We start from the raw sequence: 1,198 nt of genomic DNA on the forward strand, positions 1-1,198 counted from the left end.
TCGATCGGGGTGAGCCGCGTGCCCTCGCGCACATACCAGAAGGTCCAGCCGTTGCACGCCTCCAGTCCCTGCACCCGTGCCCCGATCTTGTGGATCGAGGCCGGCTCGCCCACCGCGCAGCGCACCGTCCCGTCTGCCTGCACATGCGCCCGGTGCCGGCCCTTGGCGCAGGTCAGCTCGGCGCCCGGCTGCACCAGGCCCATGTCGAGCAGCGCCGCGAACGGCACACGTGGCTCGGCTCGCTTGCCCGCGTTGGTCGCCAAGGCTTCCGGCGACAAGGGCTCGACCTCCAGAATGCGCTCGGCCGCCGCCTCGATATAGCTGTCCTCGCGCTCGATGCCGACGAAATGCCGGCCCAGGCGCTTGGCCACCGCTCCGGTCGTGCCGGTCCCGAAGAAGGGATCGAGCACCACGTCGCCCGGCTTGGTGGAGGACAGGATGACGCGAGCCAGAAGCGCTTCGGGCTTCTGCGTCGGGTGCACCTTCACCCCGTCCTCGGCACGCAGCCGCTCGGCCCCCGAGCAGATCGGAAACAGCCAGTCCGAGCGCATCTGCGTGTCGTCGTTGGCCGCCTTCATGGCGTCGTAGTTGAACGTGTAGCTCTTGGCCTCGGCCGAGCGCGAGGCCCAGATCATCGTCTCGTGGGCGTTCTGGAAGCGCCGGCCGCGAAAGTTCGGCATCGGGTTGGTCTTGCGCCAGACGATGTCGTTCAGCATCCAGAAGCCTAAGTCCTGCATGATGGCGCCGACGCGGAAGATGTTGTGGTAGGAGCCGATCACCCAGATCGTGCCGCTCGGCTTCAACAGCCGGCGGGCGGCCAGCAGCCAGGCTCTCGTGAAGGCGTCATAGGCCTCGAAGCTCTCGAACCGGTCCCACTCCTCGGTCACGGCGTCGACGCGCGACTGGTCGGGCCGGGTGAGATCGCCGCCGAGCTGGAGATTGTAGGGAGGGTCGGCGAAGATGGCGTCGACGCTGCCGGCGGGCAGCATGGCCATGCGCGAGACGCAGTCGCCCTTGATGATGGTGTCGAGCCAGTCCGGCGCACCAGTGGGGGACAGCGCCCCCGGCGCGCGAAGGGCCTGCGGCCCGGCGCCACGAGCCGTCACCCCGGCCCCCGCGCTGGGCCCGACGCCCGTCTCCGCCAAAGTCCCCGAACGAGAAACCCGAACCGTTCCAGCCCTGGACATGGCGTCCCCCA

1 protein-coding gene is annotated in these 1,198 nt (G+C 69.3%); it reads right to left on the reverse strand.

What is annotated here, in order from left to right; all coding sequences use genetic code 11:
• Positions 1-1,058: site-specific DNA-methyltransferase (locus tag AUL32_RS24290; protein WP_062121104.1), on the reverse strand; the 1,058-nt coding region annotated here is incomplete at its 3' end.
• Between the last annotated feature and the right edge of the window lie 140 nt (positions 1,059-1,198).

Source organism: Aureimonas sp. AU40, from assembly GCF_001463785.1.
GTDB lineage: Bacteria > Pseudomonadota > Alphaproteobacteria > Rhizobiales > Rhizobiaceae > Aureimonas.